Raw genomic sequence first — 15,491 nt, forward strand, 5'->3', positions numbered from 1 at the left:
ACCGGCCGATCGTGACCGTCACGGATCAGGACCCGGGGCGTACCGGCAGCGGGATGCGGCACTTCCGCTTCCTGGTGGTCGGCAACGCGGTCTCGGCGTACGGCACCTATCTGGACATGATCGCGCTCAGCCTGTTCGCGTACTCGCTGACCGGCAGCGCCACGCACACCGGCCTGTTCATGGCGTTGCGCCTGGCCACCAGTGTCCTCACCGGATTCGGCGCCGGCAGCCTGGTGTCCCGGCTCGACCGCAAGCGGCTCATGGTGACCTCCGACGTCAGCCAGGCGGTCGCCCTGGTCGTGCTGGTCATCGCGCCGGCCACGGCCCAGGCCGGTCTGCTGTACGCCGTCGCGGTCGTCACCGGCGCCGGGGCGACCGTCACCAGCGTCGCGCTGCGCAGCAGCATCCCCGAGATCGTCGGGCAGGATCAGCGGGTCCGGGCCAACGCGCTGCTCGCCACCGGCCGGTCGCTGGCGATGGTCGCCGGGTTCGCCTCGGCCGGAGTGCTCATCTCCACGGTCGGCTACACCGGTGCGTTTCTCATCGACGCCGGGGCGTTCCTCTTCTCGGCGGCGGTCCTGGCCCGGCTGCCGATCACCACCCGCAGCCGACAGCCGGTGCCCGCGACAGGCACCGAAGCGGACACCGGGCCGGACGCTGAGGCAGGCTCAGTGCCGGACGCGGCGCGGCGGCGGCCCGGGATCCTCGCCGCGCAGTTGACGGCCCTGCGCTACCTGCGGCTCACCCCGGTCCTGCTCGCGCTGATCAGCCTGCGTGCCGCCGACGCCTTCGGCTCGGCCTCGCACAACGTCGGCCTGCCGGTGCTGTCCACCATGCTGGACCCGCAGCGTCCGGCCGCGTTCATGTCCCAGTTCTGGGCCACCTGGGCGATCGGCAACATCATCGCGCAACGCGGTGTCGCCCGCTGGGCCAGGCGGACCGGCCGGACCATCAACGAGCGCGCGTTCGCCGCTGGCGCGGCGCTCATGTCGGTGGCGTTCATCCTCACCTTCACCGCGCCACCGCTGCCGCTGGCCATCCTGGTCGCCACCGTCGCCGGCGTCGCCGACGGCTTCACCGAGATCGCCTACACCACCAGGCTGCAGGCCGCCCCCGACGATCAACGCGGGTACGTCTTCGGGTTCTCGGCCACTGCGGAGAACCTCGGCTTCGGCGTCGGCATGGTGGCCTGTTCCTTCCTGCTGGAACAGTTCAGCCCGTTGACCGTGGTCACCGTGTTCCACGGACTGGCGGTGCTGCTGGCAGCGGCGTTCCTGGCCGCGCTGTGGGCCCGCCGGCGGGCACCGGCATGAGCGCCCCGACGCGCGGTGGCACCGACGACCGGAGGATCGCCATCATCGGCATGGCGTTGCGGCTACCCGGCGCGGACACGCCGCAGGCGTACTGGCGCAACATCCGCGACGGCGTGACCAGCATACGGCGGTTCAGCCCGACCGAGCTCGCCATTGCCGGGGTGCCGGCCGAACTGCGTGAGTCACCGGATTTCGTCGCCGTCAGCGGAGTGCTCGACGACATCGACTCGTTCGACGCCGAGTTCTTCGCAATGAGCGCGCAGGAGGCGCGCACCGTCGACCCGCAGCACCGGCTGTTCCTGCAGACCTGCTACCACGCGCTGGAGAACGGCGGATACGCGGGCGCGCGACCCGACACGAGGGTGGGCGTCTTCGCCGGGGTCGGATACCACCTCTATCCACTCAACACCTACCTGCGCAACAACCTGGCCAACGCCCGCTGGGACGGCGACTTCGCCCCGGCGTTCCAGGTGGCGGTGGGAAACTACAGCGATTTCGCCGCCACCCGGGTCGCGTACCGGCTCGGCCTGACCGGCCCGGCGGTCACCGTGCAGAGTGGCTGCTCGACCGCGCTGGTGGCGGTGCACCTGGCCGGACAGGCGTTGCTCGCCGGCGACGCCGACCTGGCCCTGGCCGGCGCGTCGGCGGTGCACACCCCGCAGATCCTGGGCTACCGCCACGTCAAGGGCACCATCCTGTCCCGGTCCGGCCGGTGTCGCGCGTTCGACGCGTCGTCCGACGGCACCGTCGGCGGCAACGGGGTCGCGGCGGTTCTGCTGAAGCGGTACGACCGGGCGGTCGCCGACGGGGACACCATCCACGCGGTGATCCTCGGCGGCGGGGTCAACAACGACGGTGCCGCGAAGAGCAGCTACGCCGCGCCCAGCGCCGCCGGGCAGCGCAACGCGATCCTGCGGGCGCACGACGTGGCCGGGGTCTCCCCCGAGACGATCGGCTACCTGGAGACCCACGGCACCGGCACCTACAAGGGCGACCCGATCGAGTTCGACGCGATGACCTCGGCCTACCGCCGGCACACCGACCGGACCGGCTACTGCGCGATCGGCTCGGCCAAGCCGGCCATCGGGCACCTGGACGCCTGCGCCGGCCTGGCCGGCCTGATCAAGACGGTGCTGGTGCTGCGGCACGCGACGATCCCGCCGTTGGTCGGGTTCGAGCGCCCCAACCCGGCGCTGGACCTGGCGGCCAGCCCGTTCGTCATCCCCGCCGAGGCCCGTACCTGGCCCGACCTGCCCGGCCCCCGCCGTGCTGCAGTGACCGCGCTCGCGGTCGGTGGCACCAACGCCCACCTGATCCTGGAGGCACCACCGGCAGCACGACCGGTGCTGCCTGCGACGACGAATCGCGCTGACCCGGTGCCGGCAGTGCCGACGGAACCGGTGCCGGTGCCGGTGCCACTTTCGGCGCACCACCCGGAGAGTCTGCGTACGCTCGCCCGCCGGATGCGCGACCAGCTGCGCGCCGGCTACGGGCTCGACCCCGCCGACCTGGCCACCACCGCCGCACTCGGCCGGCCGCACCTGGCGTACCGACTCGTCGTGACCGGCGCGACGACGACGGCACTCGCCGACGCCCTGGATGACTACCTCGCCGCGCCGAAGCGGCAACGGCCGGGGCGGGTGACGACCGGCGCGGTGCCGGGTGCCGGCATCGCCGCCGCCGGGCTCAGCGGGGTGGCGCCGGTGGCGGTGTACGGCGGGCAGGGCACCTCGTACCCGGGCATGGCAGGGCCGCTCTACCGGCGGTACCCGCAGGTGCGGGCGGTGCTCGACGCCTGCGAGGCGTACCAGCGTCGCAGCGGCGGGCCGTCGGTGCTGACCCCGCTGCTCACCACCGACGCCGGTGATGACCGGATCTGGCCGGCCGACGTGGCGCAGCCGGCGCTGTTCGCGTTCCAGGCCGCGCTGACCCGGCTGTGGCGCTCGCTCGGGGTGGCTCCGCGACTCGTCGCCGGCCACAGCATCGGCGAGTACGCGGCCCTGGCCGCGGCCGGCGCGCTGTCGATCGAGGACGGCCTGCGACTCACCGGGATACGTGGGCGGCTGATGCGGCAGCACACCGCGCCCGGCGGGATGGTCGCGGTCTTCGCCGACCGGGCCGTGGTCGGCGAGGTGCTCGCCACCGACGGGCGGCTCGACCTCGCCGCGATCAACGCGGCCGGGCAGCATGTCGTCGCCGGACCGGTCGAGGCACTCGACGCCGCCTGTGGGGTTTTGGACCGTCTCGGGTTGCGCTGGCACCGGCTCGCCGTCGACCGCGCCTTCCACTCGGCGCTGCTCGACCCGATCCTCCCCCGGCTGGGCGAGGCGTTCGGGTCGGTCCCGTGGGCGCCCCTGGACACGCCGCTGGTCAGCAGCGCGGACGGCATCGTGCTGCCGGTCGGACACCGGCCGGACCCGGCGTACCTGGTGCGACAGACCCGGATGCCGGTCCGGTTCGACCTGGTCACCGCCGCGATCGCCGCCGAGACAGCCGAGACGTCGGCCGCCGCAGAGTCGGCCGGTGTGCCGGTGCTGGAGCTCGGTCCACAACCGAACCTGGTCGGGCTGCTGCGCTCGGCGCTGCCCGGATGGCCGGTGCTCGCCGCTCAGCGCCGGGGCGCGGAACTCGATCAGCTCATCGACAGCTGCGCCCGGCTGCACGTGCACGGGGTCGACCTGGACTGGGCCGCCCTGCTCGGTCCTGACCGCGCACGCCGGGTGCCGCTGCCGGCGTATCCGTTCCAGCGACGAATCCACTGGACCGGACCGCCGCTGGCACGAACCGAACCTGGAGGGTCGATGGTCAACGTTGACACCGTCCGCGACGGTGGCTCCGCGGTCGCCACCGGATCAGCCGCGCCGGACCTCGCGCCGGTGGTCGAGCGGATACGCGAGATCAGTGCCCGACACCTCGGCTGCGCGCCGGACGACATCGTCGTCGACCGGCCGTTCGTCGAGATGGGTGCCGACTCGCTCGCCATGATCAACGCGCTGCGGGAATTCGAAGGCGAGTTCGGTGTCCGGCTCGCCATGCGCGAACTGTTCGAGGAGGCGGACACCCCGGCCAAACTGTCCCGGCTGATCGTGTCCCGTCAGGCCCTGGCCCCGCACCCGCACCCGGCCCCAGCCCCGGCCCCAGCCCAGGCCCCGGTCCCGCCCGTCCCGTCAGTACCGTCAGTACCGTCATTGTCCGTACCAGCTGCGGCTCCGGCGGCACCGGACGTCGACGTACACGGGCCCAGGGTGGTCGTCGCGAAGGACAGCGGTCAGGTCGGTGCGGTCGCCAGCGACCGCGGCCGGGCCCATCTGGACGACCTACGGCGACGGTTCGTGGCGAAGACCCGGCGGTCGAAGGAGATCGCCCAGCGCCACCGTGGTGTGCTGGCCGACAGCCGGGCGGTCGTCGGCTTCCGCAGCGCCACGAAGGAGATGCTGTACCCGATCGCCGGCCAGCGGGCCAAGGGCGCATGGCTGGAGGACGTGGACGGCAACCGGTACGTCGACATCACCATGGGTTTCGGGGTGCTGCTGTTCGGCCACGAGCCGGACTTCGTCGCCGACGCGGTCCGGGAGCATCTGTCCCGAGGCGTCCAACTCGGACCGCGCAGCGTCGACACGGGTGAGGCCGCGTGGCTGTTGAGCGAGCTGACCGGGATGCCCCGGGTGGCGTTCGCCAACTCGGGCACCGAGGCGAACTCGGCGGCGATCCGGCTCGCCCGGGCCGCCACCGGACGCGACAAGATCGTCATGTTCCACGGGTCGTACCACGGACACGCCGACAACGTGCTCGGCCGATCGGTCGGGACGGGAGCGGACCGGACCACCGTCCCGGTCAGCACCGGCATCCCGGCCAGCGCCGTCGCGGACCTGGTCGTGCTCGACTACGGCGTACCCGAGAGCCTGCAGGTGATCGAGGCGCTCGGTGAACAGTTGGCCGCCGTCGTGGTCGAGCCAGTGCAGAGCCGACACCCGTCACTGCAGCCGGCGAAGTTCCTGCGCCGGCTCCGGGACATCACCCGGCGGTACGGAATCGTGCTGATGTTCGACGAGATGCTCACCGGGTTCCGGCCCCATCCGCGCGGCGCCCAGGGCCTGTTCAACGTGACCCCGGACCTCGCCACGTACGGCAAGCTGCTCGGCGGCGGCTTCCCGATCGGGGCGATCGCCGGACGCGCCGACATCATGGACGGCGTCGACGGCGGTTTCTGGCGCTACGGCGACGACAGCCGCCCGCAGCGGGAAACGACCTTCTTCGGCGGCACCTACATCCAACATCCGGTGTCCATGGCCGCCGCGCGCGCAGTGCTGACCCGGTTGACCGAGCACAGCCCACGACTGCAGCAGGAACTCAACGCCCGGACCGATCGGCTCGTCGGCACACTGAACGAGTTCTTCACCGAGGAGCAGTACCCGCTGCGGCTGAATCACGTCGGCTCGCAGTTTCGCTTCGAGCACCGCGCCGACCTCGAGCTTTTCTACCACCACCTGCTGGTCAAGGGGGTGTACGTCTGGGAGTGGCGCAACTTTTTCCTCTCCACCGCGCACACCGATGACGACGTCGACCTGGTGATCGACGCGGTGCGCGCGTCGCTACGCGAGATGCGCGCCGGCGGGCTGCTTCCCCGCCCGGCCGGCACCGCCGTACCCGGGACGGAACGAAACGGCACCGCACGGATCGAACCGACGGTACGGACCGAACCGACGCCGAGTGTCGCAGCAGCAGGCGGCCCCGAACCGGCGAGCGGACCGGTGCGCACGGCACCGGACTTCAGCGTCTACTTCTTCGGGGACTATCCGCCCGGCTCGGGGGCTGCCGACCCGTACGAGCTGATCGTCGACACGGCCCGCTTCGCCGACCGGCACGGATTCCACGCGCTGTGGATCCCCGAGCGCCACTTCCATTCCTTCGGCGGGGTGTTCCCCAACCCGGTGGTGCTGGCCGCCGCGCTGGCCCGCGAGACGAGCCGGATCCGGCTGCACGCCGGATCGGTGGTCCTGCCGCTGCACGACCCGATCCGGGTCGCCGAGGACTGGTCCATGGTCGACCGGTTGTCCGGCGGCCGGGTCGGCATCGGCTGCGCACCCGGATGGCACGCCGGCGACTTCGTCCTCGCCCCGGAGCACTTCGGTACCCACCGCGACGTGATGTACCGCCACCTCGACCAGGTACGCCGGCTGTGGCGTGGCGAGGCCGTCGAACGGCGCAGCGGCACCGGCGAGGCGGTCGAGATCCGCACCCTGCCCCGGCCGGTGCAGGCGATGCCGCCGATGTTCGTCGCCGTGGTGGGCAACCCGGAGTCGTACCAGCGAGCCGCCGAGCACGACCTCGGCATCGTCACCAACCTGATGAGTCAGTCGGTGGAGCAGTTGGCCGACAACATCCGGCGCTACCGGCAGACCCGCTCCGCACACGGGCTCGACCCGCACGGCGGCCGGGTGGTCGTGCTCGTGCACACCTACCTCGGTGCGGACTCGGCCCGGGCACGGGCCGAGGCGTTCGCGCCGCTGAAGGCGTACCTGCACTCCTCGCTGTCGCTGTTCGGGCAGATGACCAACAGTCTCGGATTCCAGGTGGACCTCGACACCGCCGACGCCGACGACCTGGACTACGTGTTCCAGCGCGCCTACGACCGGTACTGCGAGGCGCGGGCGCTGATCGGATCGCCGGACGACGGCACGCGGCTGATCGACGCGCTCACCGCCGCCGGCGTCGACGAGGTGGCCGCGCTGGTCGACTTCGGCGCATCCCCCGACCAGGTGCGGGCCGGGTTGCCTCAGCTGGACCGGCTACGGGCCAGGTGCCGGGCGGCGGCCGACACGCCACCGACCGGCACGCCGGTTGGCAGGCAGCCGACGACCCGCGCCGTCACAGCCGCCCGCGATGTCCCCCCGGACCGGACCGGACCGACGTCGCGCGGGCAGGCGCGGATGTGGTTCCTCGAACGGCTGCATCCGGGCCAGGGCACCTACAACGAGGCGGTCACCGTACGGCTCGACGGTCCGCTGGACGTGCCGGCGCTGCGGGCCGCGCTGGACCAGCTGGTGGCCCGGCACGGGGGGCTGCGTACCGTGTTCCGGGAGCGCGACGGCGAGCCGGTCCAGGTCGTGCTCGGCCGGGGCACAGTGGAGCTGACCGTCGAGGAACACGCCGGACGCGACGAGGACGACACCGTACGGCAGATCCTGGCCGAGGAGAGCCGGCGCGTGTTCGACCTCGCGCAGGGTCCGCTGCTGGTGACCCGGCTGCTGCGCTGGTCGGCCGAGCGGCACGTGCTGGTGCTGTCGTTGCACCACATCGTGGTCGACGCTGCATCGGTGCGGGTGCTGGCCAAGGATCTCTCCGCGTTGTACCGGGCCGCCCTCGACGGCCGGCCCGCCGACCTGCCGGAGCTGCCGGTGGACTGCCTGGACCTGGCCCGACGGGAGGCCGATGCCGGCAGCGGTTCGCCTGGCGAGCCGGACGGTCTGGCCTACTGGCGGGAGCGACTGGCCGGGGAGCTGCCGGTACTGGACCTGCCGACCGACCGACCACGCCCGACGGTACGCGGCAGCACCGGCGCGTCGGTGCGGCGCCGGCTCGACCCGGAGCTGTCCGGGCTGCTGAGCCGGCTCAGCGGCGCGCACCGGGCCACGCTGTTCATGACCGTGCTCGCCGGGTACGCGGCCACGCTGCGCCGGTTCACCCGCAGCGATCAGCTGGTCGTCGGGACACCGGTGTCGGTCCGGCCCTCCGGCACCGAGGCCGTGGTGGGGTTCTTCCTCAACACGGTCGCCCTGCGGCTGGACCTCTCCGGCGACCCGACCTTCGCCCGACTGCTCACGCAGGTCCGCGACACCGCCCTGGACGCATACGAGCATGCCGACGTGCCGTTCGACGCCGTCGTCGACGCGGTGAGCCCGGACCGGGACACCAGCCGGACCCCGGTCTTCCAAACCATCGTGGAGTTCGACAACGGCGGTGACCCGCTCCCGCTCGACCTGCCCGGGGTGACCGCCCGCACCCTGACACACCGGCCCGAACGGGCAGTGACCGACCTTGCCCTGTACGTGACCAACCACGCCGACGGGATCGACTGCCGGTTGGAGTACGGCACCGACCTGTTCGTGGCGGACAGCGCCGAACGGCTGCTGTCGTATCTGGTCGCGACCCTGGCCGCCGCCGTCGACCAGCCCGATACGCCGATCTCGGCGCTGGTCGGCGTCCTCGACGCCGACCGGGGCACGCTGGCCCGTTGGGGCGTCGGACGACAGCGTGAGCTGCCGACCGGTGGCGTGCACGACGCGGTGCGGCAGTGGGCGCAACGTACGCCGCAGGCGGTCGCGGTGATCGGTGGCGGCACGGTGCTGACCTACCGGCAACTCGACGAGCAGGCCACCGCTCTGGCGCAGCGGCTGGCCCGGCAAGGGATCGCCGCAGGCGACATCGTGGCGCTGTGGCTGCCCCGGTCGCCGCAGTTCGTCGTCGCCACCCTGGCGGTGCTGCGCGCCGGAGCCGCGTACCTGCCGTTGGATCCGTCCCTCGACGGCCGGCAGGTGCGGTTCATGGTCTCGGACAGCGCGGCCCGGGTGGTGCTGGCCACCGGAGGCGGCCCTGCGCCGGACCTGCCCGACGGGGTCCGCCTGCTGCACATCGACGAGTACGGCGACGGTGATCCCGTCGGCGGGTACGGCGACCCCGGCCGCGCGGCGGACGATCCGGATACGGCGTGCTACGTCATGTACACCTCCGGTTCCACCGGCAGGCCGAAGGGTGTGGTCATCACCCACCGCAGTGTGCTGAACCTGTGCCGGTGGTACCGCGACGAGCTGGCGCTGACCCCCGATGACCGCGGCGCCGTGGTGTGTGGGCAGAGCTTCGACGCCTCGGTGCTGGAGATCTGGCCGCCGCTGCAGGTCGGTGCGAGCCTGACGATCGCCGACGATGCCGTGCGGCTGGACTCGATGGCGCTGGCGCGCTGGATGCGTACCGCCGGGGTGAGCGTCGCGATGTTGCCCACGCCGATCGGGGAAGGGCTGCTCTCGCTGCCTGTCGTGGCCCAGCCCCGGCTGCGCCACCTCACCGTCGGCGGCCAGCAGCTGCGGGTACGCCCACAGCCCGGGGTGCCGTACGTCGTGCGCAACGTGTACGGACCGACCGAGACGACGGTCATCGCCACGTCCGAGGTGGTGGCGCCGGCGGCGGCCAAGTCCGACGGTCCGGTTCCGATCGGCCGGCCGCTGGACAACGTCCGCGTCGAGATCCGCGACGAAAGGGGCAACCCGGTTCCGGTCGGGGCGGTCGGAGAGCTGTTCATCGGCGGTGCCGGAGTGGGCCGTGGCTACCTGAACCGGCCCGAGCTGACCGCGCAGCGGTTCGTCGACGACCCGGCCGGCGGTGCCGGTTCCCGTCGCTACCGCACCGGGGACCTGGTGCGGTGGACCGCCGACGGGGTGCTGGTGTTCCTTGGCCGTACCGACGACCAGGTCAAGATCCGGGGGAACCGGGTCGAACCAGGCGAGGCGTCGGCGGTGCTGCGCGGGTTGGATCTGGTCGCCGACGGCATCGTGGTGGCCCGTCGGGACCGGCACGACGAGCCGTACCTCGCCGGGTACGCCGTTCCCGCCCCGGGCGTGGCATCCGACGGGCTGGCCGACCGGGTCGTCGCCGCGATGGCCCGCGAGCTGCCCGACGTGCTGATCCCCCGGGTGTGGGCGATGCTGCCGGCGCTGCCGCAGACCGGCAACAACAAGGTCGACCATGCCGGGCTGCCGGAGCCGACCATCCGTACCGGTGAGCCCGCGCCGGCGCTGACCCGACCGATCCCCCAACCGCCGGCCCAACCACCGGCACCACGACCGGTGGCCCGGCAGGACGACCCGACCGGTGACTCGCTGGCCGAAACGGTGCGGGCGTTGTGGGCCGCGGAACTCGACCTGGATCCGGAACGCATCGACCACGGTGCGTCCTTCTTCGCCCTCGGCGGCCACTCGATCAACGCGATGCGCCTGCTCAACCGGGTACGCGAGGCCACCGGGGCGGACTATCCGGCGTTGGAGTTCTTCCGCGCCCCGACCATCACGGCTATGGTGGGCCGGCTGCGCGGGCACGCCACGTCCGCCGACGACGGACCCACCCGCCGGGTGCGGGGCACGCTGTGACCTTCGACGAGCTGCTGGAGTACATCGCCGTACACGGCGTGCGGCTCACCGGCACCGGCGACACCCTGCACTACGACGCTCCGGCCGCCGCGATGGGTCCGCAGCTGGTCACGGCGCTGCGGTCGCACAAGGGCGAACTGCTGCGGTGGCTGGCCGCACCGGCTGATGAGCGAGAGGTGACCCGGGCACCGCTGTCGGCCCAGCAGGAGAGGGTGGTGGAGGTCGTTGGGCGTAGCACGCACCCGGCCAGCTGGAACGTCGGCCTGCGGCTGGAACTGGTCGGCGAGCTCGACGTCGCCGCGCTCGACGCCGCGCTCGACGGACTCGTCTCCCGGCACCATGCGCTGCGCGCCCGGCTGATCCGCGACGGTGGCACCTGGACCCAGCGGATCCTCGCCCACCGGTCGGTCCCGCTGCCCGTCGTCGAGCTGACCACGCTGGCGCCGGACGCGGCGCGGCGGCGGGCCGAGACCCTCTGCCGGGAGGTGGTGTCGCCGGTGTTCGCGCTGGCGGACGAGGCACCGGTGCGGTTCACGCTGATCCGGCTGTCGCCCGACGAGTCCTGGCTGGTGCTGGTCCTGCATCACGTCGCCTGCGACGGTCGGGCGGTCACCGTACTGCTGCGCGAGCTGGCGGACGGGTACCGGACCGCCCGCGACGCAGGTGTGCCGGACTTCGGCCCGCCCACCGCCCAGTGCACCGACTACGCACGCTGGCAGCAGGGCCAGTGGGACGAGCCGACCCGCCGCCGACGGCTGGCCTACTGGGCGGAGCACCTGGGCTACGGGCCGCTGGCGCTGGATCTGCCGTTCGACCGCCCCGTACCGCAGCAGCCGAGTGGGCAGGCCGCCACCTGTCGCTTCGAGATCCCGGGACAGGTTCGGCTCGCCGTCGAGGCGCTCGCCCGGGAGCTGGGTGCCACGGTGACCGCGGTCACCGCTGCGGCGTTGGCGCTGCTGCTCGCCCGACTCAGCGGGCAACCCGACGTGACCCTGTCGATGCCGTACGCCAACCGGTCACCCCGGGCGTACGAGGAGACCGTCACCGTGCTGGCGACGGCGCTGCCGGTACGGATCCGTACGGCCGCCACAGCGACGTTCGCGGAACTGGTCGGCCAGGCCGCCGGCGGCCTGTTCGCCGGCATCGACAACCTGCTGCCCACGGCATGGATCTACCAGCAGCTACCCGAGCCGGACAAGGGCGCGGCGGCGGCCGGGATGACGGTGAGTTTTGCCTTCCAGAGTACCTTCGACACCCGGATCGACCTGCCGGATCTGGCGGTCCGGGTGCACGAGGTGCCGACCGGCGCCGCGCGGGTGGCGCTGCTGATCGTCCTGGTGCCCGGGCCGGACACAATCGACGGCTGTCTGGAGTACCCAGTGGACCGGCTCGACGGCGACACTGTCGGCCGCTGGATGACGAGGTACGTCGACCTGCTCGCCACGGCGTGTGCCGGCCCGAACCGCCTACTTGCCGACCTCTGACCGCCGGTGTCGTCCACCAAGCCGCCGGAGTCGTCCGCCGAGGGCCGCGACGACACCCGGATTGAACGATCGTGTTCGATTCCTTGACACTCCAGATGCGCTCGCTAACACTTGTCCGAAACACGAACGTAATGTACGAACACGCGGCGCCCTGCCGGCCCGACGCGCCTAATCTGCTCGGTGCGGTGTTAACGCACACATAGTCAGTTCCACCGGAGCGACAGTGGTGCCGGCGGCAGCCGTCCGGCCCGATGTCCGTACCCAGGGAGGCCAGATCTTGTCAGGATCATCGTCGAACACCCGGTCGTTGCGTCGATTGTCTATCACCCTGGTGGCCGTGGTGACGGCGATGGTCGGCACCGCCGTCGTCACGTCGTCGTCAGCCACCGCCGCCACCAGCCAGTTCCGCGGCATGAACTGGGCCGTGCTGGGTGACAACTTCAGCACCGGCCCCCTCGTCGTGCACGGCCTGAGCATGTCCGACAGCAACGCGACGGTACGGGCCAAGGCCAACGCCATCTACGACGACATGGCGGCCACCATGGGGGTCAACACCGTCCGGTTGCCGATCAACACCCACACGGTCGGTACGGCGTGGTGGGAGGCCTACCGGGGTGCCATCGACGCCGCCACCGCCCGCGGCTTCAAGGTCATCCTGGCGTACTGGGAGGACGGCGCCGCCTCCGGCGGCAGGATCACGAACATGGCCGCATGGAACACGATGTGGTCCACGGTCACCGACGCGTACGGCGCCAACACCAACGTCTACTTCGAGCCGATGAACGAACCGCACGGCTACAGCTCGGCGCAGTGGCGCGACATCGCGGCCAACTGGCTCAGCTACCACTACTCGGCGGTGCCCGGCCGGGTACTCATCGGCGGCACCGGCTACAGCCAGGACCTGCGGGACGTCTGCAACGACAGCCGCTTCAACTCGACGCTACTGTCCTTCCACCACTACGCCTTCTTCTACGGCGAAATGACCTACGACGCCTTCCGCAGCCACATCCAGACCCGCCTCGGCAACTGCGCTGCCCGAGCGGTCGCCACCGAGTTCGGCGCGCCCATGAACGACGGCCGCAACTACGCCGACCCGAACAGCACCGACAACTTCGTCCGCCACATCCGCGCCATGGCCCAGGTGATGCGCGACAACCGAATGGGCGGCACCTACTGGCCCGCCATCGGCGGCAAGCCCGGCAGCATCGGATACGACTGGTACTCGATGTTCTCACTCAGCGGCAGCGGCACCAACCTCGACCTGACCGTCCGCAACGCCTCCGGCGCCGACCAGATCCGGTACGGGTGGGGTGACACCGTCAGCACACCACCACCGCCGCCGACAGACCTGTTCTACCAGGTCAGTGTCCGCCACAGCGGCAAGGCCATGGACGTCCAGTGGCCGAACACCGACAACGGTGCGCGGGTCGGCCAGTACGCGTACAACGGCGACGCGTGGCAGCACTGGCAGTTCCAGGACGCCGGCAGCGGCTACTGGCGCCTGATCAGCCGGCACAGCGGAAAGTGCCTCGACGTGGTGAGCGCGTCGACCGCCGACGGGGCCGAGCTCATCCAGTACACCTGCGGCACCGGCACCAACCAGCAGTTCCAGATGGTCACCAACGGCAGCTACTTCCAGCTCCGGGCGCGGCACAGCGGCAAGTGTGTGGACGTGCCGTCCGCGTCGACCGCCGACGGCGTCGTCCTCAAGCAGTATCCGTGCCACACCGGCACCAACCAGCAGTGGTCGCGGACGCCTGTCTGACGGTCGCTAGTCTGCTGGTCGTGCGGACACCCGGCGACCGGCTCGACCTGGCCGTCGACCCGGCCAGGTCGACCGGGCGCATGCTGCTCGCCGACGGAGTCGAGCAGTCGTACGTGGATGTCGCCGATCCCGCGTACCTGCGCTTCGAGTACGTCCGCCGGATGGCCGCCCTCGCCGATCTCGCCGCGCCGGCCGGTGCTCCGCTGGACGTGCTGCACCTCGGCGGCGGTGCGCTGACGCTGCCACGCTACGTCGCCGCCGCCCGACCCGGCTCGGCGCAGACCGTCGTCGAACGGGATCCCGAAGTGGTCGCGCTGGTGGCACGGGACCTGCCGCCCCGACCGGCCAGCGTCGAGGTCATGGTCGCCGACGCGCGGGAGGCGGTCATCGCCGCGCCCGCCGCCGCGTACGATCTGGTGCTCGCCGACATCTACCAGGCGGCCCGGATGCCACCGCACGTCGCCACCGTCGGGTTCGCCGCCGAGGTCGCCCGGGTACTGCGACCTGACGGCATCTACCTGGTCAACGTCACCGACCTGCCGCCGCTGGCCGGCACCCGGATGCAGGTGGCCACCTTGCAGGCGGTCTTCGCCGACGTCTGTGCCGTCGCCGACCGGCGGATGCTGCGCGGCCGGCGGTACGGCAACGTGGTACTCGCCGCAGCACGGACGCCGGGCCGCCTGCCGGTAGCGCGCCTGGTGGTACGGGCGCTGCGCGACCCGGTACCCGGCGGTGTGCTGCACGGACCGGCGCTGGACAGGTTCGTCGCCGGCGCCCGGCCCCGCACCGACGAACCGTAGCGGGACATCCGACAGCAGCCGAGGGCTACGACAGCAGCGTGGTGCCGTACCCGGTCTTTCACCATCTGTCGGTGAGTCTATGTCTTGCGGGCGACCGCCCCGTACATGGCGATGTCCTTGTCTGTTATGCCGGGGTCCTGCGGGCCGTCCGGGCGCCACTTGTGGACCTGGACCAAGCCCGGCTCGACCAGCTCCAGGCCGTCGAAGAACGCCAGCGCCGCGGCATGACGGCGGAAGACGAGGGTCTCCCCCAGCCGGTTGTACTCCTGCTGAACCTCGGCCAGCGGAATCGGGTCGAACTCATCGGTCGCGATGGACATCGCCAGGAAACTGCCCGCTGGGAGTACGTCCAGGACCCGCCGTACGACCTGTCGTGCTTCCTCATCGTCCTCGATGAAGTGCACGACCGCGATCAGCAGTAGCCCTACCGGCTGGTTCAGGTCGAGGGTCCGCAGGAACTCCGGCGCGGAGATGATCGCCTGAGGGTCACGCATGTCGGCCGCGACGTAGGCGGTGCGTCCCTGTGTCGTCCCGATCATCAGTGCCCGCGCGTGAGTGAGCACGAGCGGATCGTTGTCGGTGTAGACGACCCGTGCGGTCGGGTCGACCGACTGCACGACCTCATGGAGATTCGGTGACGTCGGCAGCCCGGTGCCGATGTCGAGAAACTGCCGGATCCCGTGCTCGGCCGCCAGGAAGCGTGCCACCCGGTGCATGAAGTGCCGGTTGGCCCGCATGTGGGCTCGCAACGCGGGCCATATCCGCAGCGAGTTCTCGCCGGCCTCGCGGTCGGCGGCGAAGTTGTCCTTGCCGCCGAGGATGTAGTCGTAGATCCGTGCGCCGTGCGCCCGGTCGGTGCGTAGATCGACCTCTCGGGCATCTTCGCCGCGACGTTCCACCAAGACCTCCGTACAACGATGTCGTCCCTCGCGCAGGCGACCCTACACGGTTCGGCTTTCACCTCCTGTGTAGACCCGCCAACGCGACGA

At 71.6% G+C, this 15,491-nt stretch carries 6 protein-coding genes; 5 read left to right on the forward strand and 1 reads right to left on the reverse strand.

Features of this window, described 5'->3' with window-relative positions:
- Nucleotides 1-11 precede the first annotated feature (11 nt).
- The 5 genes from ACFHWT_RS08760 (at nucleotide 12) to ACFHWT_RS08780 (ending at nucleotide 14,502) form a co-directional block, all read left to right on the forward strand.
- Complete coding sequence (locus ACFHWT_RS08760; protein ID WP_416594084.1) at nucleotides 12-1,313, forward strand: MFS transporter; 1,302 nt, start codon at nucleotides 12-14, stop codon at nucleotides 1,311-1,313.
- Nucleotides 1,310-10,453 carry a MupA/Atu3671 family FMN-dependent luciferase-like monooxygenase gene (locus ACFHWT_RS08765; RefSeq protein ID WP_416594085.1) on the forward strand — a complete coding sequence of 3,048 codons (9,144 nt, stop codon included), beginning with the start codon at nucleotides 1,310-1,312 and terminating at the stop codon, nucleotides 10,451-10,453. Before ACFHWT_RS08760 ends, ACFHWT_RS08765 begins: the two co-directional genes overlap by 4 nt.
- On the forward strand, nucleotides 10,450-11,937 hold the full coding sequence (locus ACFHWT_RS08770; protein ID WP_416594086.1) for a condensation domain-containing protein: 1,488 nt from the start codon (nucleotides 10,450-10,452) through the stop codon (nucleotides 11,935-11,937). Before ACFHWT_RS08765 ends, ACFHWT_RS08770 begins: the two co-directional genes overlap by 4 nt.
- 307 nt (nucleotides 11,938-12,244) lie before the next feature.
- The gene (locus ACFHWT_RS08775) at nucleotides 12,245-13,702 is read left to right on the forward strand and encodes an RICIN domain-containing protein (protein ID WP_416594087.1); all 1,458 of its coding nucleotides are present in this window, start codon (nucleotides 12,245-12,247) and stop codon (nucleotides 13,700-13,702) included.
- A gap of 20 nt (nucleotides 13,703-13,722) precedes the next feature.
- Nucleotides 13,723-14,502: a spermidine synthase gene (locus tag ACFHWT_RS08780; RefSeq protein WP_416594088.1), complete on the forward strand. Its 780-nt coding sequence runs from the start codon at nucleotides 13,723-13,725 to the stop codon at nucleotides 14,500-14,502.
- A 77-nt stretch (nucleotides 14,503-14,579) separates the two neighbouring features.
- Here ACFHWT_RS08780 and ACFHWT_RS08785 read toward each other — a convergent pair whose 3' ends face one another.
- Entirely contained in the window at nucleotides 14,580-15,401 is an 822-nt protein-coding gene (locus ACFHWT_RS08785; RefSeq protein ID WP_416594089.1) for an SAM-dependent methyltransferase, read from the reverse strand.
- Nucleotides 15,402-15,491 lie beyond the last annotated feature (90 nt).

Origin of the sequence: Micromonospora sp. LOL_021, assembly GCF_048060215.1 — a bacterium.
In the GTDB taxonomy this organism is placed as follows: Bacteria; Actinomycetota; Actinomycetes; order Mycobacteriales; family Micromonosporaceae; genus Micromonospora_E.

Coding starts and splice junctions, on each gene's coding strand:
- ACFHWT_RS08765 (WP_416594085.1), top strand. CDS start 1,310: ATGAGCGCCCCGACGCGCGGTGGCACCGACGACCGGAGGATCGCCATC.